The following is a 24,638-nucleotide window of genomic DNA, read 5'->3' as shown; positions in this document are numbered from 1 at the left end:
CACTCCTCCGCCGGCATCCTTCGTCGATCCAACCAGAGGCTGCCCGCGTCGCCCGCCCGTTAACCGGCTTTTCGGCCCGGTTCTCAGGCCGCCGGCACCGGCTCGCCGCGCTGTCGGGCGACGTGCTCCACCAGAGAGATCAACACCATCTTGCCGGACTGCCGGTCCCGGGCGTCGCAGAGCACCATCGGCACGTCCGGGTCCAGGTCGAGCGCTCGGCGTACGGTCTCCAGGTTGAACCGGCGGGAGTCGTCGAAGCAGTTGACGCCCACCACGAACGGGATACCGCGCTGCTCGAAGTAGTCGATGGAGGGGAAGCAGTCGGCCAGCCGCCGGGTGTCGGCGAGTACCACCGCGCCGAGCGCGCCGAAGGCCAGCTCGTCCCAGAGGAACCAGAACCGGTCCTGACCCGGCGTGCCGAACAGGTAGACCTGAAGGTCGTCGTTGATGGTGATCCGGCCGAAGTCCATCGCGACCGTGGTGGTGGACTTGCCCTCCACGCCGGAGATGTCGTCGGTGCCGATCCCGGCGCCGGTGAGCACCTCCTCGGTCTGCAACGGACGCACCTCGCTCAGCACGCTCACCAAGGTCGTCTTGCCAGCCCCGAAGCCTCCCGCGATGAGGATCTTCAGTGCCAGCGGGATGGTGGTGCTGGTGCCCACCTGGTCATAGCGCACGGAGTCCACTGACCACCGCCTTGAGGATGTCGTCGTCGGGAAGGATGCCGGCGGTCGGCGGTTCGTGCACCGCGATCAGGCCCTCGGCGAGGAGATCACCGAGCAACACCCGGACCACGCCGACCGCGAGGTCCAGCTCGGCTGCCAGTTCGGCCACCGACACCGGCCGGCGGGCCAAGGCGACCAGCCGTCGATGCTCCGGCGGCAGGTGCCGATCATTCGCCGCGTCGACGTCCGAACCGGCCAACACGAACGCGACCAGGTTGAAATTGTCGACGGCGGAGCGTACCCGGCCTCCGGTGAGCGTGTAGGGGCGCATCACCGGGCCGGCTTCAGCGTCCAGCCACTCGTGCTGCGGCCCGGGCGGCTCAGTCCGCATCTCCGGCACCCGCCGCCGATCTGGCCGGCGCGGCGAGATTCTCCCCCACCCGGATCACCAGCATCGCCATCTCGTACGCGACAAGCCCGATGTCCGCGTCGGCGTCGCTCACCACGGCCAGGCAGGCACCCTGCCCGGCAGCGGTGACGAAGAGGTACGCCGCCTCCATCTCCACCACGGTCTGCCGGACCGGGCCGCCGTCCACGTGCCGGCTGGCGCCCCGGGCGAGGCTGGAGAAGCCGGCGGCGAGCGCACAGAGGTGCTCGGCGTCGGAGCGCTCCAACTCGGCCGAGCAGCCGAGCAGCAGGCCGTCGGCAGAGAGCACCACCGCCTCCCGGGCGGCCGGTACCCGTTGCACCAACTCGTCGAGCAGCCAGTCGAGGCCGGCGCTCTGCTTCGTCGAATGCCGCACTAGGCGTCCCTCTCAGTCGCGGTCGGGTGTTCAGGGATCGTCGGCGGGTCGGTGGGGACCGCCGGGCCGGTTGCCGCCGGCGGCGCCGTCGGGGTGCTGGCGGTGGCGCGTCCGCGCGCGGTGCCGGCCTGTAGCGCCGCCATCACCTGGCGGACCTCCTCCGGCGAGCGGGGCGACGGCGTGTCGGTGACGGTCGACCGGGGTTGGGCGGCAGGGGTACGACGTCGTACCCGGCGGGGCAGGCCGTCCAGCTCGTCCACCGGCTCGTCGGAGGTCGTCACCCCCTCCTCGCGCCCAGTGGCGGGCGCGGTGGCCAAGGTCGGCGCTCCGGCGGGCGGGGCGGGCGGGGCGGTGCTGGCGGACGGGGCCGTCGGCGGGCGGGTCCGGGGGCGGGTCACCGCGCCCCGGCGCGCCGTCCGAGCCAGCCGCCGGCTCGGGTCGGCCGACACGGCGCCGAGCGTGGCCGGGTCGGGGCCGGCCGGCGGCTCGGTGGTGACCAGGTCGCCGGGGACCAGCACCACGGCGGTCACGCCGCCCGCCCCGGACGGGCGCAACCGCACCCGTACGCCGTGCCGGGCCGCCAGCCGGGCCACCACGAACAGGCCGAGTCGGGCGCTCTGCGCCGGGTCGAACTCGGGCGAGCTGCCCAGCCGGGTGTTGGCGGTCTCCAGCGCCGCGTCGGACATGCCCAGCCCCTGATCGGTGATCTCCACGGCGTACCCGTTGGCCACCTGCGCCCCGGTGACGGTGACCCGGGTGTCCGGCGGGGAGAAGGCGGTGGCGTTCTCGACCAGCTCGGCGAGCAGGTGGATGACGTCGCCGACCGCCCGCCCGAGCACGCCGGCTGGCTGCACGGCGGTGACGTCCACCCGCTCGTACGCCTCGACCTCGGAGATCGCCCCGCGGATCAGGTCGACCATCGCGACCGGGTTTCGCCAACCCCGGCCGGGTGCGGAGCCGGCGAGGATGACCAGGTCCTCGGCGTGCCGGCGGAGCCGGGTGGCCAGGTGGTCGACCTGGAACAGCTCGGCCAGCTCGTCCGGGTCCTCGCTACGCCGCTCCATCCGGTCCAGTAGGTGCAGCTGACGGTGCACCAGGCTCTGGCTCCGTCGGGCGATGTTGAGGAAGACCTCGTTGAGCCCGCGACGCAGGGTGACCTCGTCCACCGCGGCCTGGACGGCGGTGCGCTGCACCTCGGTGAAGGCGCGCCCGACCTCGCCGATCTCGTCGTGGCCGTACTCCAGCGGCGGCGCCTCCCGGGCGACGTCGACCTGCTCGCCACGGCGCAGCCGGGTCACCACGTCGGGCAGCCGGTGCTCGGCCAGCTCCAGCGCGGCGGTGCGGACGCCGCTGAGCCGCCGGACCAGGGTCCGGCCGACCCGCAGCGCCACCAGCACCGAGACGACCACGGCGACGAGCCCGAGCACGCCGGCGGCGGCCAACCGCACCAGGATGCCGACCGCCATCGGCACCGAACGGTCGGTGAGGGCGTCGGCCTCGGACAGCTCGAAGTCCCGCAACTGCTGCTGCACCGCGTCCTGGCTGGCCTGCCAGGCCGCCGCGTCGACCGCTGGGCGGCCGGACCGGTTGGGTACGACCAACGCGTCCTGCATCGTGCGCAGCCGGGTGAACGCCTCGCTCTCGGTCAACCGCTGGTACGCGACCCGGCTGCTCTCGGGCAGGTCCGCCACGGCGCTCTCGGTGAGCCACCGTTGGTTGCCGATGGCCTGTACGAGTTGGGTGTGCTCCCCCTCGGCGAACCGTCCGGCGGTCAGCGCGCCGGCCAGCAGCGCGTCGCTCTGGCCGAGCAGTTCCCGGGAGCGACCCAGCGCGGTGAGCGCCAGTGCCTGCCGGTTGATGTCCGGGTCGCTCAGGGTCGCCATGCCTGCGAACGCCTGGAAGGCCGCGGAGACCATGCCGCTGTACAGGCCGATCGCGCCGGCCCGGTCCACTTTGCGGTCGTCGATGAACTTCCGCCCGGTGGGTAGCGCAGCCAGGGCGTTGACCAGCTGGTCGACCCGGGTTTCCAGCAGGTCGTCGGCGGCGTCGCGCAGGGGCTCCCCGTCCACCCGGCGGCGTAGTTCGGCGACGGCCCGATCGGTGCGCCCGCGCTGCTCGGCGAGTGCGGGCAGCTCGGTGCTGCCGGCGAGCTGCACCGCCGAGAGCCGGCGTTCCCGTTGCAGCTCGGTGACCACGGTCTCGCCGGGGCGACCCAGGTCGTACAGCAGGGTGCGGGCGGAGAGCAGGTTCAGGGCGGGACCGAAGGTCAGGGTGGTTGCGAAGATCCACAGTGCCAGGAGCGCGGTCACCGGCGCGACGACCAACGCGGTCAGCTTCGAGCGGATCGGCCAGTCGCGGGTTCTCATCAGACCTCGCCCGTACAGGGGTGGCAGGAGGGGTGCCGGCACTGCCGGGCAACGCGCCGGCCGACTGCGCGCCCGGCCGCATCGCCGGGCACCGGCGCGGGCGCCTTGGGCAGGATACGTAATCGAGGGCCGTTGCACTACCGCCCGTCGCGCCGACATCGACGCTCCGGGAGGTGCTGAGGGTGGGAGCGGCGGAGCCGGCGCGAACGGTGGGATCAGGCGTGGTCGGCGATGCCGAGGCCCTCGGCGACCCGCCGACCGTAGGCCTCGTCGCATTGGCTGAAGTGCCAGACCATCTTCTGCTGGATGTGCTTGTCGCACTGACCCAACAGGTTGACCAGGTTCGTCACCAGGTCGTCACGCTCCCACTGCGGCATGGCGCGGAAGCGCTCCCCGGCCTGGGCGTAGTTGTTCTGCCGCTCGATCGGCGCGCGCATGACCTGACCCGAGACGAACGGCCGGTACTCCCGGTACGACTCGTCGGCCTGGTCGAGACCGGCCACCGACGACGGCTCGAAGTTGATGTGCGGGTTGCCGGCCCGGTTGTCCACCCGGTAGGACATCTGGCCGCCGTCCTGGTTGGTGTTGACCTGGACGTCCTCGCGTGGCGCGTTGATCGGCAGCTGGAGGTAGTTCGGGCCGACCCGGTAGCGCTGGGTGTCCGAGTAGGAGAACGTCCGTCCGACGAGCATCTTGTCGTCGGAGAAGTCCAGGCCGTCGACAAGCACGCCGGTGCCGAACGCGATCTGCTCGTTCTCGTTGTGGACGTTGCTCACGTTGCGGTCGAGCGTCATCATGCCGACCGGGCGCAGCGGAAAGACGTCCTCCGGCCAGGTCTTGGTGTCGTCCAGCGGGTCGAAGTCCAGCTCCGGGTGTTCGTCGTCGCTCATGATCTGGACGTGCAGCTCCCACCTGGGGCACTCGCCGCGCTCGATGGCCTCGTAGAGGTCCTTGGAGGCGTGGCCCAACTCCTTCGCCTGGATGGCCGCGGCCTGCTCCTCGGTCAGCGACTCGATGCCCTGCTGCGACTTCCAGTGGTACTTGACCAGCACGCCCTCGCCCGCGGCGTTGACCATCCGGTAGGTGTTCACGCCGAAGCCGTCCTGCGTCCGGTAGTTGGCCGGGATGCCGCGTGGGCTGAACAGCCAGGTCAGCATGTGCATCGACTCGGGGGTGTTGGACATGAAGTCGAAGATCCGGTTCGGCTCCTGGCGGAAGGTCACCGGGTCCGGCTTCAGCGAGTGGATGACGTCGGGGAACTTGATCGCGTCGCGGATGAAGAAGACCGGCAGGTTGTTGCCGACCAGGTCCCAGTTGCCGTCCTCGGTGCGGAACTTCACCGCGAAGCCACGCGGGTCGCGGGCGGCCTCGGAGGAGTCCCGGCCGCCGATGACTGTGGAGAAGCGCAGACTCACCGGAGTCTTCCTGCCCTTGACCTGGAACAGCTTGGCCCGGGTGTACGTCGCGGCCGGCTCGTCGCCGATCGTCCCGTACGCCTCGAACTCGCCGTGTGCGACGAAACCGCGCGCATGCACCACCCGCTCCGGGATCCGCTCCCGGTCGAAATGGCTGATCTTTTCCAGGAAGTGGTAGTTCTCCAGCGTGGCGGGGCCGCGCGAGCCAACCGTCCGCTGCTGCTGGTTGTTGTGCACGGGGTGACCCTGCCGGGTGGTGAGGATCGGCTTGCTGGGCTGTGGGTGCATCAGCCCACCCAACCGCCTTTTCTGGAACGAGTCAAGTTTGGCAGCCGGGCAGTCGCGGTCCTCGTCAGGAAAGTGCCTCGGATCGGGATTGGCGATCACCGCGCGGAGGGAATACCAGATGACGAAGGAGGAGCCCATGTCGCCCACGCAGATAATCGTCATCGTGCTCGTCGTGCTGGTGATCGTCGCGGTGTTGGCCGTGGCCGCCCGCTCGCTCAACAGCCGTCGCTCGCTGCGCAACCGGTTCGGGCCGGAGTACGACCGGGTGGTGGCGGAACAGGACAGCCGGTCCGCCGCCGAGCGCGAACTGCGCGACCGGGAACGCCGGCATGCCGAGCTCACGCTCACCCCGCTGAGCCCGGAGTCCCGGGCCCGGTACGCCGCCGCCTGGGAGGAACTCCAGGTCCGCTTCATCGACTCCCCCGGCGAGACCGTGGGCGACGCGGACGAACTGGTCACCCGGCTCATCGAGGAGCAGGGCTATCCGACCGGTGACTTCTCCGACCAGATCGCCCACCTCTCCGTCGAGCACGCCCGCACGCTTACCAACTACCGGGACGCGCACGAGATCCACCTGCGCAACTCCCGGGGCGAGGCCAACACCGAGGAGCTACGGCAGGCGGTCGTGCACTACCGCGCGCTCTTCGCCGACCTGCTCGGCGAGGAGCCGGTGGGCCACCGCACGCCCGAACAGCGCCACCACCCGGACCACGACTCCACGAGCCGCTGAGGAGGCCACCGATGCGCCAGGAAGAGCAGCAGGTGAGCAACGACCACCCGGAGGCAGTCCGGTCCGCACCCGTGCCGGTGCCCCCGGCCGACGACCGGGGCACCTTCGACGATGAGACCACCGGCCACGAGCGGACCGGCGACACCGACCGGGACGCCGCGTACGACCGGGCCGACGACGAGCTGACCGACGACGCCGACCCGCGCCACAGGCGCGACGACCGGTCCACCGACGAGGGCGGCTTCCACGAGCCGGGGCCGCTGCCGACCACGTTCGGGGCCACCACGGTCGCCGACGCGGTGGCCGCCTCCGCGCTGGCCAGCCCACGCCCGCAGGATCAGCCGGACCCCCGGGCCGAGCGGACCGCCCAGCCGGGCGACGGCGCCGAGGACGGCGAGCGGGAAGGCCTGCGCGCCGACCCCACCGCCGAGCTGCACCGCCGCGACGCGGACGTCTACGGCGACAGCGCGGACCTCGACGACCGCGCGGACGCGGACACGTCCGCGCGGACCGTCGTCCCGCCGGGGAGCACGGACGGCGCCCCCGAGCGGCGCAGCGATCTGACCGGCGACCGGGACGCCGCCACGGCGGGCGCGGCCGGCTACGGCAGCGCGACACCGGAGATGGTCGACCCGGACGCGGACGGCGAACCGGTCCCGGGCGACGACACCAGCCCCACGCTGGAGTCCGCCGGAAGATCCCTGCCCGCCGGGTCGACCGTGGCGGCCGGGCCGGCCACCCTCCTCGACACGGACACCGCGCAGGGCTTCCGGGACCGCTGGCGGGACGTTCAGCTGCGTTTCGTCGACGACCCGCAGGCGGCCGCCGGCGAGGCGCAGTCGCTGGTGGAGGAGGCCATCCAGGCCCTCTCCTCCGCGCTGGCCGCGCAGAAGACCACCCTGGGCGGATGGCAGGACGCCGGCTCGGCCGACACCGAGCAGCTGCGGATGGCCGTCCGCAACTACCGGGACTTCCTGGACCGCGTACTCGGCCGCTGAGTCACCCGACCGACAACTGGCGCCCCGGCCGTGACGGCCGGGGCGCCCTCTTGCGCGCCGACGGGGTCGACAGTTCGCGCGAGAACGCCCGACCGGGCCCGAACGAGACGGTCACCGCCTCCGGGAGTGAAACCGCGCAGAGTGGGTAATAGGGCGCGCGCGCACCAACCAGCGCGGACGTCGGGACGAGGGGTGACGGGATGGACGGCGACGGTCTTCGGCTCAACATGAACGGCCTGGACTACCTGATTCTGGCCCTGTACTTCGTCACCGTCCTCGGCGTCGGTTTCGCCGCGCGCCGGGCGATCCGGACCAGCGTGGACTTCTTCCTGTCCGGCCGCTCCCTGCCGGCCTGGGTGACCGGTCTCGCCTTCGTCTCGGCGAACCTGGGCGCGTTGGAGATCATCGGAATGGCCGCGAACGGGGCCCAGTACGGCGTGATGACCGTCCACTACTACTGGATCGGCGCGGTCCCGGCGATGGTGTTCCTGGGCATCGTGATGATGCCCTTCTACTACGGCTCCAAGGTCCGCAGCGTGCCGGAGTACCTGCGGCTGCGGTTCAACCGCCCCACCCACCTGCTCAACGCGCTCAGCTTCGCCGTCGCCCAGGTGCTGATCGCCGGCGTGAACCTCTACGCGCTGGCCCTCGTCATGCAGGCGCTGCTCGGCTGGCCGCTCTGGACGGCGATCGTGGTCGGCGCGGCGATCGTGCTGGCGTACATCACCATCGGCGGCCTGTCCGGGGCGATCTACAACGAGGTGCTCCAGTTCTTCGTCATCCTCGCCGGCCTCATCCCGGTCACCGTGATCGGCCTGGTCAAGGTCGGCGGATGGAACGGCCTGATGGACGCGGTCGGCGACACCAAACTCGGCGAGGCGGGCCTGCACGCGTGGCAGGACACCGGCAGCACCGCCAACCCGCTGGGCGCGCACTGGATCGGCATCGTCTTCGGCCTCGGCTTCGTGCTGTCCTTCGGCTACTGGACGACGAACTTCGCCGAGGTCCAGCGGGCCCTCTCGGCCAAGAACATGAGCGCCGCCCGGCGTACGCCGATCATCGCCGCGTACCCGAAGTTGTTCATTCCCCTGGTCACGATCATCCCCGGCCTGGTGGCCCTGGTCACGGTGAAGGGCCTCGGCGCGGAGAGCGGCGACCTGCAGTACAACAACGCCATCCCGCTGCTGATGCGCGACCTGCTCCCGAACGGTGTGCTCGGGGTGGCGGTCACCGGCCTGCTCGCCTCGTTCATGGCCGGCATGGCGGCCAACGTGAGCGGCTTCAACACCGTCTTCACCTACGACATCTGGCAGGCGTACGTCCGCCGTGACCGGTCGGACGAGTACTACCTGCGGGTCGGCCGGTGGGCGACGGTCGCCGCCGTGGTGATCGGCATCGGCACCGCGTTCATCGCGGCCGGGTTCAGCAACATCATGAACTACATCCAGGCGCTCTTCTCCGTCTTCAACGCGCCCCTGTTCGCCACCTTCATCATCGGCATGTTCTGGAAGCGGATGAGCGCCCTGGCCGGCTTCTGGTCGCTGCTGCTGGGCACCCTGGTGTCGCTGAGCCTCTACCTGCTCTACAAGGGCGGTGTCGTCGATTTCAACTCCGACCTGGAGGAGAGCTTCTGGGGTGCCGGTCTGGCGTTCGTCACGGCGGTGGTGGTCGCCGCGATCGTCACCCCGCTCACCTCACCCAAGCGGGACGAGGAGTTGCGCGGGCTGGTGTACGGCATGGGCGGCGTCGACCTGAAGGGCGACGTGCTCGCCGGGGACGCCGTCTGGTACCGCTCCCCGGTGCTGCTCGGTCTGATCGCGGTCGCGCTGGCCGCCCTCTTCTACATCCCGGTCTTCTAAGGAAAGGGGTCGGCAGATGAGCAACGATGGCCAGCCGGCACAGGACCCGCTGATCGACGACGCGCAGGCGGAGCAGCGGCGCTCCGCCGCGGCCCGGCTGTTCGACATCCGCCGGGTGATCGGTGGCCTCTTCGTCGCGTACGGGATCATCGTGACGTTGATCGGCATCTTCGACAGCCGGGCCGAGATCGACAAGGCCGAGGGCGTCCGGATCAACCTGTGGGCCGGGCTGGCGATGCTCGTGTTCGGTCTGCTCATGCTGCTCTGGCAGTGGCTGCGCCCCGCCGAGGCGCCGGCTTCGAACGAGCAGCAACCCGACGCCTGACCCATCGGGCCGCCGCCCGACCCGACCGCATGGCATGAGCACGGCCCGGCCTGACCGCCGGGCCGTGCGGCATGAGCGCGGCACGAAGGGGTACGTGAGGGAAATCAGGCACCGTGTCGGACACAGGAGGCAGCACCATGACCGATCGCGATCGCCAGCCGCCGTTGGAGGACAGCCCCGAGGTGGCCTCGGCGGTGGATGATGACGCCACCGTGCCGCAGCTACGAACCGGAGGTGGCCCGGACCGGGACACGCCGGGCTTCGCCGAACCCCGCAGCCGACCGGACGACCTCGCGCCGGACACCGACGAGTTGATCGGCGACCCGTACGCTGCCGGCACCGGGGCGACCGGGACGGGCACCGGTGCCGGCGGGGACAACATCCGCACCGGGGGCGAACAACCCTGGGAGCCGGAGGACCTGGTAATGGCTCGCGGCCAGGACCTGACACCGGAGAACCTGGACAAGGCCCGCCGTGACCTGGCCGAGCAGGGCCGGGCGGCGATCGAACGCACAGTGCCCTGATCGGGGCCACAGGGGGGTCCCCGGCCCGACCTGTGACGGTCGAGCCGGGGACCCGGGGAACCTGCTGCCAACAGTGCCTCACCAACCACTGGCAGCGGGTTGGTGCGTGAGCTACCCGATCAGAGCGCCGGGTACGCGTTGCGCATGAGCTCCTGGAACTGGGCAGAGAACCACGCACCGGAGATCGGCGCGTTGCCGAGCGCCCCGGACGGGTTGTTGCCGTTGCGGGCGTTACCGCCGTACGTCGGGTCGCACATCCGGTCGAAGCCCTTGCCCTCGTTGTTCGGGATCTCCTTGCTGGAGCCGTCCGACTCACCCGGCGGCTTCACCCAGACGTAGGCGTCGATGCCCGTCGCCGGGTTCGCCCGGGGCCGCTCACCGAGACCGGCACCAGCCTGGTTGCACCAGTTGCCGAGGTGAGCCCGGCGGTCGAGGCGGCCACCGTTGACGTACGTGTCGACGCTCGTCATCGCGCCCGGACCGGTGGGCCGCGCGGAGCCGCCCCAGCCGTTACGGGAGGTGTCGATGAGCATGCCGATGTTCGGGCTGAAGCCCAACGAGACCAGCTTGGTCCGGAACGCCTGGGCGAACGACAGCTCGTCGACGTAGTAGTTCCAGTCGACCCACTTGGACTGCCGCACCGTCTGGCCGTTCACGTTGTCGGTGACCTTGAAGTACGGCTCCTGCAGCGCCGAGTAGTTCGCGGTGTTGGTGATGAAACCGTGCACGTTGTTGACAGTGCTGCCGGAGGCGACCGCGGCGGTCTTCAGGATTTCGGCACTCGGGTTGAAGTTGCTGTCCCAACCGAGCCAGCCGTGGTGCCCGGAGTCGATGTAGTTGTAGACGTTGCCGATCGCACCCAGCTTGGCCAGGGCGTAGCCGACGCCGTTGACGTAGGCACCGTTTGCCTTGACCGTGTCGCACATGACCGTGCCGCCCGGCTGACCGGAGGTGTTGGTCACCAGGTTCGGCAGCGAGTCGATCTCGATGATGTTGATGATCCGCAGGCTGCTGTACTTCGACTGACCCTGGATCGCGGCGATCGGGTCGATGTACTGGGCCTTGTACTTCGGCAGCTCGTCCGGGCCCAGCTCACCGTTGGAGGAGAGCGCCGAGCAGTCCCGGCCGGGCAGGTTGTAGATCACGAACTGGATGTAGCCGGCACCTTGGCGCAGCGCCTCGTCCAGGTGCTCCTTCACGCCGAAGGCGCCATTGGAGCTGCTGTTCGGCGTGCCGTTGATCGCGGCGATCCGGTCCAGCCAGACGGCGGTGGGGTTGTTGGAGACCCGGCTTCCGCCGGTCTCGGCGTCCGCCTTGGCCTTCCACTCCGGGTTCACGTAACCGCGCACGCCGGCGTACGGGTTGTCGACCTTGGTGCCGGTCGGCGGATCGGTCGGCGGGTCGGTCGGCGGATCAGTCGGGGGGTCGGTCGGCGGATCGGTCGGCGGATCGGTCGGCGGGGTGGTGCCCCCGTTGCAGACCACGCCGTTCAGGGTGAACGAGGTCGGCTTCGGGTTGCTGCCGCTCCACGCGCCGTTGAAGCCGACGCTCGCCGACGCGCCGGTGGCCAGGGTGCCGTTGTAGGACATGCTCCGGGCGGTGACCTGACTGCCGGACTGGGTGAACGTGGCCGACCAGCCCTGCTGCACCCGCTGGCTGGAGTTGGGGAAGGTCCAGCCCAGCGTCCAGCCGTTCACCGGGTCGCCGAGGTTCTTGATGGTGACGCTCGCGGTGAAACCGCCCGGCCAATCGGTGGTCGTGTACGCGATGTCGCACTGCGTCGCGGCCTGCGCCGCGGTACCCGGAATCGTTACGAGCCCACCGACGACCAGGGCACCCGCGCCGGCGAGCGCGAGGGCCCGGCGTGGGCCGGTTAGCCTTCTCCACACATTCATGCCACTGATCTCCTTGGGCGAGACCGGGCCCAGGTACGGCCCGGCGGGACGGCCCGATGGGCGTCCTGCACGGACGGCCGTCGGCGCCAACGGGGTTCTTTGGGGATGCCCGACCCGGACGGGCGATGGTGGTGGTCGTGCCCGGCCAATGCTTCGGCCGGTCGATCGGCGGCGGGTATGTCGCCCGGTGAACCGGGTGCCCTCGACTCCCCTACCTGCACGGTGTGGCTCTCTGAACCGCGTTCGCCGATTCTTGCATGGGAGCGCTTCCATGGCAATGGCTCGATGCGTCGTCAGGGCCGTTTCGGACGATACCCCCGAGTCGGACCGAGCGGCACGGGCCGCTCGGACCCGCTGCTACCGGATGAGCGAGGTCGGCCTGGCACGACGAGCGCAGAACGCCGTGGCGCACCCAGACGGTCCCGGGTCGCCCGACACGGCGCTGAGCGCGGCGAAAGCCGCGTAGCACCCCTTCACCTCTTACTTGGATCAAAGGTCAAAACGCGAATCTTTCACTTCATAAGTCATGAAACCGTCTAACGTCGGTCTTAGCTCGGTTGTCGCCGGGCTCAGGACAACAGGGATGGAGTGACGCGAGTCATGGCTAAGAAGATGCTCGGGAAGGTCGTTGCGGGCGCCGCGCTCGGCGGCGCGTCGCTCCTGGTGTTCGCACCGGGGATCGCGTTCGCCGAAGGCCACGACGACGGCAAGGTCTACGCCAAGCCGCACGTCGTCAAGGCCGGCGACGAGGTCAAGCTCCTCGAGATCTGCCCGGATCGGCAGGAGCACGCGTACGTGTGGTCCAAGGTCACCGGCAAGGTCAAGCTCAAGCCGGCAGATGAAGACCGGGGCGAGGACCGCGAGTGGCGCGAGGAGGAGAACTCCTCCGACCACGACAAGGGCAAGGACGAGAACGGCAAGGACGAGAACGGCAAGGACCACGAGGGCAAGGACGAGAACGGCAAGGACGACAAGGGCAAGGACCACGAAGGCAAGGACGAGAACGGCAAGGACGACAAGGGCAAGGACCACGAAGGCAAGGACGAGAACGGCAAGGACGACAAGAGCAAGGACGAGGACGCCAAGGGCGGCCAGGGTGGCGGCGCTGCTGCCGACGCCTACGGCGACGAGGGCAGCAAGGACTGGCAGGGCGAGGAGCACGGCCAGGACGCCGAAGACAGCCGTGACAAGAAGGACTGGGAGTCCAAGGACGAGCACGGCTCGGACAAGGGCTGGGAGTCCAAGGACGAGCACGGCTCCGAGTACGGCTCGGACAAGGGCTGGGAGAACAAGGACGAGCACGGCTCCGAGTACGGCTCGGACAAGGGCTGGGAGAACAAGGACGAGCACGGCTCGGAATACGGCTCGGACAAGGGCTGGGAGAACAAGGACGAGCACGGCTCCGAGTACGGCTCGGAGTCCAAGGACGAGCACGGCTCGGAATACGGCTCCGACAAGGGCTGGGAAAACAAGGACGAGCACGGCTCCGAGTACGGCTCGGACAAGGGCTCGGAGTCCAAGGACGAGCACGGCTCCGAATACGGCTCCGACAAGGGCTCGGAGTCCAAGGACGAGCACGGCTCCGAATACGGCTCCGACAAGGGCTGGGAGAACAAGGACGAGCACGGCTCGGAATACGGCAAGGACGAGCACGGCTCGGACGAGCGTGACTGGGACAAGGAGCGCGAGTTCGTCTACTACGGCGATGCCAAGGTCGACAAGGACGCCAAGCCGGGTCGCTACGAGCTCAAGGGCTCCTGCGGCGAGGGCGAGCTCGTCGTGCTGCCGCACGGCGGTGTCGACGGTGGTGACGGTGGCATCAGCACCGGCACCGACCGGGGTCTGGCCACCGGCGGGGCTGGCCTGCTCGGCGCTGCCGCGCTGGGCGGGATCGTGCTGATGCGTCGTCGGCGGACCGATGGTTCGCTCGTCTGACGTGACGACGACACCGGCCGGCGGCCGTCACGGGAGACCGTGGCGTGCCGCCGGCACGGCCGTCGTCGTCACCATGGCCATGATCGGCGCCGGGATGATCGGCGCCAGTCTGAAGGACACGCCCGCTCCCCGACCGCCGCAGCCGTTGGCCCAGGCCGGTCCCGAGGTCACGGGGTCGCCGACCACCGCCGACGACGCTCCGCCGGTCGATGGGCAGCCGGTCGATGGGCAGCCGGTCGGGGACGCTCCGGCGGGGCTTGCCCGTTCGGCACCGACCAGCATCGAGATCCCGCGGATCGGTGTCGCCGCGACGATCATGTCGTTGGGCACCAACCCGGACGGCACCGTCCAGGTCCCTCCGCTGGACAAGGCCGACCAGGCCGGGTGGTACGAGCCCGGGGCGAGCCCCGGTGAGACGGGCAACGCGGTCATCGTCGGGCACGTGGACTCGGCGGCGCTCGGCCCGGCCGTCTTCTTCGACCTCGGCGCTCTCACCCCCGGCGACACCGTCACCGTGCGCCGCGCCGACGGAGTCCCGGCCACCTTCACCGTCGACTCGGTGAAGTCGTACCCGAAGACGGCCTTCCCCACCGAGTTGGTGTACGGACCGAGCGACCGGCCCAGCCTGCGGGTGGTCACCTGCGGCGGCCAGTTCGACGCGGCCGCGAAGAGCTACCCCGACAACATCGTCGTCTTCGCCACCCTGGCGGCGTGACTCGCGACGAACGAAACGCGGTCCGGCCGGTCGGGTCACCCCGACCGGCCGGACCGCGTCCGGCGTGGCTGACTCAGGCGGCCGCGGAGGTCCGTACCAGGGTGCGGATCTGGCGCAGCAGCACCGACAGGGCGGCGAGATCCGCCCGCGACTCGTCGAACTCCCCCATCGCCCGCCGGGCACGGTGGATGGATGTGGCGTTCGACTGCTCCCACTGCTGCACCCGCTCGTGCGGCGGCAGGTCGCCCGGGGTCGAGTCGAGCACCTCCGCGGTGAGCGCGGCCAGCGCGGCGTACAGGTCGTACCGCAGCGCCATCCGGGCCAGCGTCTGCCAGCGGTCCTCCCGCGGCAGCAGGGAGATCTTCGACAGCAGCGAGTCCACCCGGAACAGGTCGGACAGCACGAAGTAGACCGAGGCCACCTCGCTGACGTCCCGCCCACTGGCGTTCGCGGTCTCCACGACGTCCATCAGACCGAAGCTGTACATCAGCCGGGTCGCCCGCTCGGCCAGCTCGCGGGGCAGGCCACGCTCGGTCATCGAGTCCATGTGCGCCGCGATGCCCTGGCGCTCGTTGCCGTAGAACAGCTCCTCCAGCCCGGGCAGCAGCCGGGTGACGCCGTCCCGCAGCCGGGCGATCTCGCCCGGCACGTCGATCGGCGAGCGCCGGTTGGAGACCAGCCACCGCACCGCCCGGTCGAGCAGCCGGCGGGTGTCCAGGTAGACGCTGGTCTGCAGCTCCGGCGCCACCTTGTTGTCCAGCGCCTCGACCGCGTCCCACAGGTCCCGCAGGCCGAACACCTCGCTGACCACCACGTACGCCCGGATGACGTCTGCCGCGCTGGCCGCGGTCTCCTCGACCACCCGGAAGATGAACGAGATGCCACCCCGATTGATCGCCTCGTTGACCAGCACGGTGGTGACGATGTCCCGGCGCAGGCGGTGCCGGCCCATCCGGTCGGCGAACCGTTCGCGCATCGGCGTCGGGAAGTAGTTGACCAGGACGTCGGTCGTCCACTCCTCGTCGGCCAACCCCTCGGTGAGGATCTCCCGCTCCAGGACGATCTTCACGTACGCGAGCAGCACGGCGAACTCCGGCGCGGTCAGGCCGGATTCGCTGCGGACCGCCAACTCCTCGTCCGGCGGCAGCGCCTCCAGCGCCCGGTCCAACCCGCCCGAACGCTCCAGCTCGCTGATCATCCGGCGGTGCACCGGGAGCAGCGAGGCGGCCTGGGCCTGGGCGTTGTTGATCGCCCGAGCCTGGTCGTAGTTGTCCCGCAGCACCAGCTCGGCAACCTCGTCGGTCATCCCGGCCAGCAGCTCGTCCCGGTCCGCCGTGGTCAGCTCCCCGTCGGCCACCGCCGTGTTGAGCAGGATCTTGATGTTCACCTCGTGGTCGGAGGTGTCCACCCCGGCCGCGTTGTCGATGAAGTCCGTGTAGATCCGGCCACCTGTCAACGCGTACTCGATCCGGCCGAGCTGGGTCCAGCCCAGGTTGCCGCCCTCGCCCGCCACCCGGCAGCGCAGGCTGCGCCCGTCCACCCGGATCGCGTCGTTGGACTTGTCGCCCACCTCGGCGTTGGTCTGGCTGGAGGCCTTGACGTAGGTGCCGATGCCGCCGTTCCAGAACAGGTCCACCGGGGCGGTGACGATCGCCTTCATCAGGTCCTGCGGCGACATCTGCGTGACGTCGTCGTCCAGGCCGATCGCCGCCCGGACCTGCGGCGTGATCGGAATGGACTTCGCGGTACGCGCGAAGATGCCCCCACCTGCCGAGATCAGCTCCGGGTTGTAGTCCTCCCAGGACGATCGGGACAGGTCGAACAACCGCCGACGCTCCGCGTACGAGGTGGCGGCGTCCGGCTCCGGGTCGAGGAAGATGTGCCGGTGGTCGAAGGCGGCCACCAGTCGGATGTGCTCGGAGAGCAGCATCCCGTTGCCGAACACGTCGCCGGACATGTCACCGACGCCGACCACAGTGAAGTCCTGGGTCTGGGTGTCCAGGCCCAGCTCCCGGAAGTGCCGCTTGACCGACTCCCAGGCGCCCCGGGCGGTGATGCCCATCTTCTTGTGGTCGTAGCCGGCGGACCCGCCGGACGCGAACGCGTCGCCCATCCAGAAGCTGTGGGCCTTGGAGATCTCGTTGGCGATGTCGGAGAACGTGGCGGTGCCCTTGTCGGCCGCCACCACCAGGTACGGGTCGTCGTCGTCGTGTCGGACCACGTCCTCGGGCGGCACGATCTGCCCGCTGACGATGTTGTCGGTGACGTCGAGCATCGCGCCGACGAACTCCTGGTAGCAGGCGACCGCCTCGTCCCGGTCACCCGGCTTCTGCTTCAACACGAAGCCGCCCTTGGCGCCGACCGGCACGATCACGGTGTTCTTCACCATCTGCGCCTTGACCAGGCCCAGCACCTCGGTACGGAAGTCCTCCCGACGGTCGGACCAGCGCAACCCGCCCCGGGCCACCGGCCCGAACCGCAGGTGCACACCCTCGAACCGGGGCGAGTAGACGAAGATCTCGAACTTCGGTCGCGGCGCCGGCAGGTCCGGGATGGCCTGCGGGTCGAGCTTGAACGCCACGTACGCCTTCGGCCGCCCGTCGGCACGCTTCTGGTAGAAGCTGGTCCGCAGGGTCGCCTCGATCAGCGTCAGGTACGAGCGCAGGATCCGATCCTGGTCGAGGCTCGCCACGTCGTCCAGCGCGCCCCGGATCGTCTCCACCAGCTCACCGCTGCGCTGCTGCCGCTGCTCGGTGCTCGACTCGCCCGGTGCGAACCGGGTCTCGAAGAGCTCCACCAGCAACGCGGCGAGCTTCGGGTAGGCGACGAAGGTCTGCTCCATGTAGTCCTGCGAGAAGACCGTGCCGGCCTGCCGCAGGTATTTCGCGTACGCCCGCAGCACCACCACCTGCCGCCAGGTCAGCCCGCCGCGCAGCACCAGCTCGTTGAACCGGTCCACCTCGGCCTCGCCGCGCCAGGCCGCCGCGAAGGCGTTCTCGACGTGCGGGCGCACCTCGGCCAGCTCGTGGTGCCCCTCGGGCAGCATGAGGCCGAAGTCGTACAGGTAGACCCGACCGTCGATACGGTCCACCTCGTACGGGTGCTCGTCGACCACCCGTACGCCGAGCGAGTGCAGCACCGGCAGCACGGCGGAGAGCATCATCGGCTCGCCGTACCGGTAGACCTTGAACCGGACGTCCATCGCCTCGGCCAGGTCCGCGCCCGGCACCCGGGTGCCGGGCCGGGGCGCCAACTGCTTGCGGAACAGGTGCATCTCCAGCTGGCCGGGCTCTTCCAGCAGCTCCAGCTTCGCCAGGTCCTTCATCGCCTCGTACGGCGTGTGCCCGTCCTTGTAGCCCTCGGGGAACGCGTCGGCGTACCTGGTGAACAGGTGCTTGGCCTGCTCGTCGCCGAGCTTGCGTTCCAGCACCAACCGGTAGTCGTCGTCCCAGAGCCGGGTGGCGTCGGCCAACTCCTCGGCCAGCAGGTCGGCGTCGATGTCGCCGGGCGGCCGCGTCGGGTCGGTACGAACGATGAAGTGCACCCGAGCCAACATCGACTCGGTGACCCGGGTGGTGTAATCCACCCCGACGCCGTTCAGCTCACGCAGCAGGATGTCCTGCATGCGTAGCCGGTTCTGCGTGGTGAACCGGTCCCGGGGCAGGTAGATCAGGCAGGAGATGAACCGCCCGTAGGCGTCCCGACGCAGGAACACCCGCAGCTGCCGGCGGCCGGCCATCCGCAGCACGCCGACCACCGCGTGGTACAGGTCGTCGGTCTTGATCTGGAACAGCTCGTCGCGCGGGTAGGTCTCCAGGATCTGGATCAGATCCTTGCCCGAGTGGCTGCGCTGGCTCAGGCCGGAGCGGTCCAGCACCTCGGCCACCTTGCGGCGGACCACCGGCAGCTCGCGGACGCTGGTCCGGTAGGCGGCCGTCGAGAACAGGCCCAGGAAACGCCGCTCACCGATCACGTCACCGTCGGCGTTGAAGATCTTGAAGCCGATGTAGTCCAGGTACGCCGAGCGGTGCACGGTGGCACGGGAGTTGGCCTTGGTGATGATGAGCAGGCGCTTCTCCAGCACCTTCTCGTGCGCCTCGGGCGTCATCGAGGACAGCGACCGCGCGTCCGGCGAGTCGGAGCGCAGGATGCCCAGACCCGTGCCGAGCACCGCCTCCAACGCCTTGCCGTCGACCGGATCGGCGGCGTCGCCGCCGGTGGCGTCCACCAGCCGGTACTCGCGGTAACCGAGGAAGGTGAAGTGATCCTGGGCGAGCCAGCGCAGCAGCTCCACCGAGTCGGTGATGTCCTTCTCCGGCACGGGCGGGCGGTTGTCGGAGGTACGGGCCGTGGCCAGCTCGTCGGCGAGCGCGAGGGCACACTGACGCATCTTCGGCCAGTCCTCCACCGCCTCCCGCACGTCGGTGAGCACCCGCTGCAACTCGCGGCGCAGCCGGTCCCGCTCGGCGGCGTCCCGGACCGGGTCGATCTCGATCCGCATCCAGCTCTCGATGATGTCGCCGGAGATCGCGTCGTCCGGTTCCACGTCCGCGGAGACCTCGGTGAGCCGGCCCAGTGGCTCACGCCGCACCACCACCAGCGGGTGCACCAACAGGTGCACGTCGAGGTGGTACGAGTTGAGCAGCGCCGTCACCGAGTCGACCAGGAACGGCATGTCGTCCGTGACGATCTCGACGACCGTGTGGTGCTGGTCCGCGTGCGGTTCGTGGATCCGCAGCTTCAACTCGCCAGGCACCCGTTGCTGGGCGAGGTCCCGGTGTGCCCGGGCCGCGTCGAGCATCTCCTCCGCCGTGAAGCCGACCAGCTCCTCGTCCGGGGCGAACCGCCAGAAACGGCCGACAAGTGTCGCCGCGTCGTGGTCGTCCCCCGCGAGCGCGACGGCCTGGGCCACCAGGCGCTCCGCGTTGGGGACGGGTTCGTCGAGCTCGGCGTCCTCCACGTCGTCGGCCAACGCCTCAGTCGGCAGGCCCAGATCGTAGATGGTGTCGATGCTCGACCCGGTCAGCCCGGTGACGCCCGTGTCGAGCCGGCCGTAGCCGTCCCCGTCGGTCGCCGAATCGAAGCTGTCGTCGTCCCGGCCGGAGTCATCCTGCCGGAGGTCGGGTTCCGGTTTGATCGCCGGACGCCGGTCCATCGGTGCCACTCCCCTCGACCCACCGCGTTGTGGGTCACTCTGCCGCCCAGCCTAGGCCCTGCCGTTGTGCGCCTTCGCCGGCGGACCACTGGCCAGACGTCCGGATCGGGACTTTGTCCTTTCACCCGTTGCGGGTCCGAGGTTGGCCGGCTGCGGGATACCCCGCCACGCGATGTTCATCACACGGGCCGGGCCCGTCTTTGAGCGCGGCCACGCACCTGGGGGACGTTGGGGACGGCGTTCGCGTACTACCGTGCGGAGGCAGTTCGAGATCGGAAGGACCAGCTTCATGCCCTTGTCGTACCCCCGGCCCCACCGGCCGAACCTTGTCCCCCGCGTGGCCGGCGCGCTCACCACGGCGCTGCTCGCGGCGGGCGTCCTGGTCGGTTGCTCGGCTGACGACGGGCCGCAGCACACCGTCGACGCCTTCCTCGCGGGCTGGCGCAGCGGTGACCTCCAGTCGGTCGGCCTGATCGACCCGCTCGGCTCGAAACTGCCGTCAGCCGACGTGGCTCGCGAGATCAAGGACCTCTCCGGCGAGCTGGCGGCCACCCCGCCCACGCTGACGCGTCGCGGTGAGCCGAAGATCACGAAGGACATCGCGACCACGACCGTCCAGGTGGAGTGGGCCCTGCCGGGTCAGACCCGCTGGGCGTACGACCGGGAGGTGCGGCTCGCCCACGGCGACGACGACCAGTGGCAGGTGATCTGGGAGCCGAAGGTGGTGCACGAGCAACTCGCCAAGGGTGACCGGTTGGCGCTGCGCCGCGACGCCGGTGCCCGCGCCGGGGTGCTGGACAACGCCGGGAAGCCGCTCGTGACCCCGCGCCCGGTGGTCCGGGTGGGTGTGCAGCCCAACGGGGTCACCGACCTCAAGAAGCTCGTCAAGGACCTCGACTCCGCGTTCAAGGCCATCCGCCCGGCGCTGGTCCCCGGCGTCGACCTGGCCGACCTGCCCGAGCGGGTGACCAAGGCCGAGCCGGGTGCCTTCGTCGAGGTGGTGTCGCTGCGCGAGGAGGCGTACCGGCAGATCAAACCCCGGATCTACGACCTGCCCGGCACCAAGTTCGTCTCCGACAAGATCGACCTGGCGCCCACCCGCGAGTTCGCCCGTGCGCTGCTCGGCACGGTCGACCCGGCGCAGGCCGACGACATCGCCGCCCACCCCGACCGGTACGTCGTCGGCGACCTGGTCGGGCACGGCGGTCTGCAGGGCCGCTACGACGAACGACTGCGCGGCGGCCCTGGGCTGACCGTGGTGGTCGAGCGTCCGGCCGAGGGCGGCAAACTCGAACCGACAGGCACCGAACTGTTCAGCCGGGAGCCGCAGCCCGGGCAGGCGCTGAAGACCACGCTGGACGTCACCGTCCAGAACGCGGCCGACGGGGCGCTGCGCGCCGAGTCGCGCCGATCCGCCCTGGTGGCGCTCCGGATCAGCGACGGCGCCGTGCTCGCCGCGGCGAACGGCCCCGGCCCGGCCGGGGAGAATCTGGCCTTCGACGCCCAGGTGCCTCCGGGCTCCACGTTCAAGATGGTCAGCACTCTGGGCCTACTGGACCGGGGCGCGGTCACCCTGGACGGGCCGGTGGACTGCAAGAAGACCTTCACCGTGGACGGCCGGTCCTTCAAGAACTCGGACAACTTCGAGCTCGGCTCGGTGCCGTTCCGCACCGACTTCGCCAAGTCCTGCAACACCGCGTTCGCCGCGCTGGCACCGAAGCTCGGCGGTGACGGGCTGGCCGCCGCCGGCCGCTCGCTGGGCCTGGAGGGTCAATGGGACCTCGGCACGGACGCGTTCACCGGCAAGGTCTCGACGGGCGGCAGCCTGGCCGAGCAGGCCGCCGCGTCGTTCGGGCAGGGCACCACGCTGGTCAGCCCGCTCGCCATGGCCGGCGCCACCGCCGCCGTCGCCCGCGGCCGCTTCGAGCAGCCGAAGCTGCTGACCGACCCGGCGCCGGCCAAGTCGGCCCCGGCGGGCGAGCAGCTCAAGCCAGAGTCCGTCAAGGCGCTGCGCACGATGATGCGCGAGGTGGTCACCACCGGCACCGGCAGCGCGCTCAAGGACGTTCCGGGTGAGGTGTACGGCAAGACCGGCACCGCCGAGTACGACGACAACCCGGCGCACACCCACGCCTGGTTCGTCGGTTGGCGGGGCGATGTGGCGTTCGCCGTCTTCGTGGAGAAGGGCGGGGCCAGCACCGCCTCGGCCGTCCCGATCGCCGAGCGCTTCCTGCGCGCCCTCCCAACCCGCTGACACGCCAGCGCGGGGAGTGCCCCTCGCGCCGCGCACCGCTAGGGCGTTGATCGACTCGGTTTCACGGAAACTGCGGTATCCGAGCCCACGTGGATGCCCCGACTTCCATGAAGCCGAGTCGATCACGGCCCGGCCGGCCGCGAGATGGGTCAGGCCGTGTCGGCTCTGTGGTGGTCCGTGAGGTCCTCGGCCGGCGCGGAAGGTCGTCGGAGCAGGCCTGGGCCGGCCGACGCGGGCGGGCCGACCGGCTCCCGCTCGACCGTGGCCGCGATGTCCGACTGCTCGGGGCGGGCCTGACCATTGGTGACGGCTGGTTCCGTCTCGGCGACGAAGTCGCGGGGCACCACGCCCAGCAGGAGACGGCCGTCGGAAGAACCCACGCCGGCAGACCCGAAGCCCGAGGACGCGACGCCGACAGACCCGACATCGGAGGATCCGGCCTCCGCGAGCGAGCCGGCATCGACGGACGGGTCCCACGGGGGAACGTCGACGAACGGCTCCTCGGCAGCGGTCCCGCTCGGCAGCGCGTCCAGCCGCTCGGCGTCGTCGAGCCCATCGCGCTGCTCGCGGTGCTCGGCACGATCCAGTCCGTTGGGACGCTCGGCCCGCTCGGTGGCGGTCACGGCCCGGCCGTTGCCGCGCCGGGGGGAGGGCGTCGGCCGGGCCGACAGCAGTCGGGGCGGCACGGCTTCCGGAGCGGTCACCGGCGCCAGACCGGCGACAACGGTGTTGACGATCTCGGCCGCGTACGAGCCGTCCGGGTCGTAGTCGGGGTCGAAGACGGTCAGCTCCACGCCGAGGCAGTGCGGGGTGTCGACCAGGCCGGCGAGCAGGATCTCCAGCTCGGCGAAGGCGATCCCGCCCGGGTCGGGGGCGTCCACGGCGGGCATCACCGCAGGGTCGAGGACGTCCACGTCGATGTGCACCCAGTAGCCCGCGCAGTCGGCGAGCTGTTCGTGCGCCCACTGGGCCGTCCGGGCGGCGCCTTCGGCGCGGAGCGCCGGCACCGGTCGGGTGGTGATCCCGGCGGCCTGGAGGTCGAGCCGGTATTCGTCCTGTGCGCGGATGCCGAGCACCACCACGTCGATGTCGCGGAAGTAGGGCCGGCGGCCCTCCAGCGCGGCCAGGTCGGCCTGCCCTCGCCCGGTGACCAGGGCCAGGTCCTCACCAGCGGCAGCGCCGACGTAGGAGGCGTTGCCGGGGTGCCGGAAGTCGGAGTGCCCGTCCACGAAGACCAGCCCGATCCGTCCGCCGACGGCCTCACCGAGGCGGTGCATGGCCAGGGCCGAGCCGAGGAGCACGGAGCAGTCGCCACCCAGCACCACCGGGAACTCGCCCCGGTCGATGATCGAGCCGATGCGTTCGGCGAGGGCCAGCGAGTAGTCGGCGATCTCTCGGGCGTGGCACACCCCGTCGCCGGGGCGCCAGTCGCCCGGGTCGTACCGGGCCGGGGTGACGCAGCCGGCGTCGCGGGCGCGGAGCCGGGCCAGCAGGTCCTGGTCGCGCAGCGCCCCGGGCGCCTTGGCGCAACCCGGGACCGACGTGGGCGTCGGCGGCCGTAGACCGAGATTCGTCGGCGCGTCGAGGACGGCGATCCGGCGCATCATGAGCTCCCGTCCTCGGTGGTCGGGCGGGCCGGCCGGAACGCCGGCCCGCGCTGGCGTGCTACGAACTCAGAACAGGGCGCTGGCCAGGGCCCGACGCGCCGAGGCGACCGCCGGGTCGTCCGGGCCGGCGATGGAGAACAGCGAGACCAGGTGCTGGCGTACCGTCTCGCGATCCTCACCGGCGGTGCGCCGGACCAGACCGACGAGCCGCGCGTACGCCTGCTCGGCCAGGCCGCTGAGCACCTCGATGTCGGCGGCCAGCAGTTGGGCGGCGACGTCGTCGGGGGCGCTCTCGGCGGCGGCCAGCGCGGCGGACGGGTCGGCGCCGGCGACCCGGCGGGCCACCCCGACCTGGGCCAGCCCCGCCGTGGCCGCGGCGTCCGCCGGGGCGTCGGCGAGGATCTTCCGGTACGCCTGCTCGGCGGCGTCCAGATCGCCGCTCATCAGCGCGTCGTCCGCCTCGTCGAGGCGGGGGTCCTCCGGCTCGGCGACGGCCACGCCGCCGGCCTTGAGCACGGCCTGGATCCACTGCCGCAGCTGCGCCTCGGGCACCACTCCGGAGAAGGCGTCGACCGGTTGACCGCCGACGACCGCGTAGACCATGGGGACGCCCTGCACCCGGAACATCTGGGCGATGCGGGGATTTTCCTGCACGTCGACCCGCGCCAGCACCCAGGTGCCGCCGCCCTCGGCGTTCAGCCGCTCCAGGACCGGGGCGAACTCGTCGCTCTCCGGGAAGCCGGCCGCGCCGAAGAACACGACGACGGGCGTGGCCATCGAGCGTTCGAGCACGTCGGACTGGATGGTCGCCTCGGTGACGTCCACGATGGCGGTGTCACCGCCGGCGGTGGGCGCGCCGGGGGCGCCGTTGGACGGGCCGCCCTGCGGGGGCGTGCCGGGGCGGGTTGCGGCTGGTGCGGGGCCACGCAGCGTGCTGAGGTCGACCGCGCCGCGGGTGAAGATCGACGAGGTGATCCGTGGGTCGCTCATGGTTACCTAGTCTCGCACGTGAGCCCCCGATCTCAGCTCACCCGCAACCCCGACGTTGCAACTCTCACGCCCCGCCCCCACCCCCCGTGATCTTGCACATTCTGTCGCCGGTAC

Annotated in this window: 16 protein-coding genes and 1 pseudogene; 8 read left to right on the top strand and 9 right to left on the bottom strand. The window is 70.7% G+C overall.

Annotated features, from left to right (window positions below; all coding sequences use genetic code 11):
• Window positions 1–83 precede the first annotated feature (83 nt).
• The 5 genes from ACLQ3B_RS21175 to ACLQ3B_RS21155 form a co-directional block, all read right to left on the bottom strand.
• On the bottom strand, window positions 84–686 hold the full coding sequence (locus ACLQ3B_RS21175) for a GTP-binding protein (protein WP_425782418.1): 603 nt from the start codon (window positions 684–686) through the stop codon (window positions 84–86).
• On the bottom strand, window positions 667–1,056 hold the full coding sequence (locus ACLQ3B_RS21170) for a DUF742 domain-containing protein (RefSeq protein WP_425782417.1): 390 nt from the start codon (window positions 1,054–1,056) through the stop codon (window positions 667–669). Before ACLQ3B_RS21170 ends, ACLQ3B_RS21175 begins: the two co-directional genes overlap by 20 nt.
• Complete coding sequence (locus ACLQ3B_RS21165) at window positions 1,046–1,468, bottom strand: roadblock/LC7 domain-containing protein (protein WP_425782416.1); 423 nt, start codon at window positions 1,466–1,468, stop codon at window positions 1,046–1,048. Before ACLQ3B_RS21165 ends, ACLQ3B_RS21170 begins: the two co-directional genes overlap by 11 nt.
• The gene (locus tag ACLQ3B_RS21160) at window positions 1,468–3,834 is read right to left on the bottom strand and encodes a nitrate- and nitrite sensing domain-containing protein (RefSeq protein WP_425782415.1); all 2,367 of its coding nucleotides are present in this window, start codon (window positions 3,832–3,834) and stop codon (window positions 1,468–1,470) included. The genes ACLQ3B_RS21165 and ACLQ3B_RS21160 overlap by 1 nt, the downstream gene beginning before the upstream one ends.
• A gap of 215 nt (window positions 3,835–4,049) precedes the next feature.
• A complete protein-coding gene (locus ACLQ3B_RS21155) occupies window positions 4,050–5,675 on the bottom strand; it encodes a catalase (RefSeq protein WP_425782551.1) in 1,626 nt (541 codons plus the stop codon).
• Here ACLQ3B_RS21155 and ACLQ3B_RS21150 point away from each other — a divergent pair.
• The 5 genes from ACLQ3B_RS21150 (at window position 5,674) to ACLQ3B_RS21130 (ending at window position 9,973) form a co-directional block, all read left to right on the top strand.
• Window positions 5,674–6,267, top strand: a complete 594-nt coding sequence (locus ACLQ3B_RS21150; protein WP_425782414.1) for a hypothetical protein — start codon at window positions 5,674–5,676, stop codon at window positions 6,265–6,267. The genes ACLQ3B_RS21155 and ACLQ3B_RS21150 overlap by 2 nt on opposite strands.
• Window positions 6,268–6,278: 11 nt before the next feature.
• Window positions 6,279–7,265, top strand: a complete 987-nt coding sequence (locus ACLQ3B_RS21145) for a hypothetical protein (RefSeq protein WP_425782413.1) — start codon at window positions 6,279–6,281, stop codon at window positions 7,263–7,265.
• A 200-nt stretch (window positions 7,266–7,465) separates the two neighbouring features.
• On the top strand, window positions 7,466–9,124 hold the full coding sequence (locus ACLQ3B_RS21140) for a sodium:solute symporter family protein (RefSeq protein WP_124816098.1): 1,659 nt from the start codon (window positions 7,466–7,468) through the stop codon (window positions 9,122–9,124).
• Window positions 9,125–9,140: 16 nt separating this feature from the next.
• Window positions 9,141–9,449, top strand: a complete 309-nt coding sequence (locus ACLQ3B_RS21135; protein ID WP_425782412.1) for a hypothetical protein — start codon at window positions 9,141–9,143, stop codon at window positions 9,447–9,449.
• Between the two features lie 137 nt (window positions 9,450–9,586).
• Entirely contained in the window at window positions 9,587–9,973 is a 387-nt protein-coding gene (locus tag ACLQ3B_RS21130) for a hypothetical protein (RefSeq protein ID WP_196919456.1), read from the top strand.
• 119 nt (window positions 9,974–10,092) lie between these two features.
• Here ACLQ3B_RS21130 and ACLQ3B_RS21125 read toward each other — a convergent pair whose 3' ends face one another.
• A complete protein-coding gene (locus tag ACLQ3B_RS21125; RefSeq protein ID WP_425782411.1) occupies window positions 10,093–11,868 on the bottom strand; it encodes a glycoside hydrolase family 6 protein in 1,776 nt (591 codons plus the stop codon).
• 600 nt (window positions 11,869–12,468) lie between these two features.
• Between ACLQ3B_RS21125 and ACLQ3B_RS21120 the strand changes: the two genes are divergently transcribed.
• Both ACLQ3B_RS21120 and ACLQ3B_RS21115 read left to right on the top strand, forming a co-directional pair.
• Window positions 12,469–13,803, top strand: coding sequence for a hypothetical protein (locus tag ACLQ3B_RS21120; RefSeq protein ID WP_425782410.1), 1,335 nt, complete (start codon window positions 12,469–12,471; stop codon window positions 13,801–13,803).
• A gap of 1 nt (window position 13,804) precedes the next feature.
• Window positions 13,805–14,518, top strand: a complete 714-nt coding sequence (locus ACLQ3B_RS21115) for a class F sortase (RefSeq protein ID WP_425782409.1) — start codon at window positions 13,805–13,807, stop codon at window positions 14,516–14,518.
• A 73-nt stretch (window positions 14,519–14,591) separates the two neighbouring features.
• Here ACLQ3B_RS21115 and ACLQ3B_RS21110 read toward each other — a convergent pair whose 3' ends face one another.
• Entirely contained in the window at window positions 14,592–19,673 is a 5,082-nt protein-coding gene (locus ACLQ3B_RS21110; RefSeq protein ID WP_425782408.1) for an NAD-glutamate dehydrogenase, read from the bottom strand.
• Between the two features lie 289 nt (window positions 19,674–19,962).
• Here ACLQ3B_RS21110 and ACLQ3B_RS21105 point away from each other — a divergent pair, with 289 nt between their 5' ends.
• On the top strand, window positions 19,963–21,927 hold the full coding sequence (locus ACLQ3B_RS21105; protein WP_425782407.1) for a penicillin-binding transpeptidase domain-containing protein: 1,965 nt from the start codon (window positions 19,963–19,965) through the stop codon (window positions 21,925–21,927).
• A gap of 640 nt (window positions 21,928–22,567) precedes the next feature.
• On the opposite strand, the pseudogene ACLQ3B_RS21100 reads toward ACLQ3B_RS21105, so the two are convergent.
• Window positions 22,568–23,534: pseudogene (locus ACLQ3B_RS21100) on the bottom strand (arginase family protein); the annotation flags it as partial.
• A gap of 66 nt (window positions 23,535–23,600) precedes the next feature.
• Entirely contained in the window at window positions 23,601–24,524 is a 924-nt protein-coding gene (locus ACLQ3B_RS21095; protein WP_425782406.1) for a tetratricopeptide repeat protein, read from the bottom strand.
• Window positions 24,525–24,638: the final 114 nt, after the last annotated feature.

Source organism: Micromonospora sp. DT53 (assembly GCF_049841535.1).
Lineage (GTDB): Bacteria > Actinomycetota > Actinomycetes > Mycobacteriales > Micromonosporaceae > Micromonospora.
The sequence above is the reverse complement of the archived record's forward strand: the minus strand, read 5'-3'. Positions and strand labels throughout refer to the sequence as shown.